We start from the raw sequence: 533 nt of genomic DNA, 5'->3' as shown, positions 1-533 counted from the left end.
CTACTAATGCGGCATCAAAGAGCTGAACAACTTTTCTTTTTATATGCTCTTTCAACCAAAATCTGGGATTAGTTACCTCCGTTTCATCTGTCATTAGGATTGCGGTTTTTTTGTTCCTTAGGCACCATTTTAAGGTTAAAAGCCCTCCCTTATCACCCCAACCATTAATAAGCATTAAATCAGGATTCTCAGCGTTCAGCTTTTCATATAATCTTTTCTTTAATTCTTTTACGCTGGCATCTCGACTATCCGTATCAATAAATAGCGTTATTCTTTCGAAATTTTGTTTATCCGTTATTTTACTCCATTTATATTCCTTAGTAACACTTGATAGCTCATAGCCTACAGTACTAATAACTTCATTTAAAGCATTAATTCTGCAAATGTGATAAGGACCAAAACGATGGAAAACAATTCCGACTTTATTAACCTTAACTTCTTGTCCCATTACATTATAATCTAAACAGATTTTTTATTTTCACCACGTTTTCTAATCAACTTAGCAGGTACCCCGGCAATTACTGAATTTTCCT

Annotated in this window: 1 protein-coding gene; it reads right to left on the bottom strand. The window is 34.0% G+C overall.

All coding sequences use genetic code 11. The features are described 5' to 3' along the window. Window positions 1–448: hypothetical protein (locus AC1DQW_RS27925; RefSeq protein WP_477457060.1), on the bottom strand; the 448-nt coding region annotated here is incomplete at its 3' end. Window positions 449–533: the final 85 nt, after the last annotated feature.

This window comes from Mucilaginibacter sp. P5_A4, from assembly GCF_056400605.1.
The sequence above is the reverse complement of the archived record's forward strand: the minus strand, read 5'-3'. Positions and strand labels throughout refer to the sequence as shown.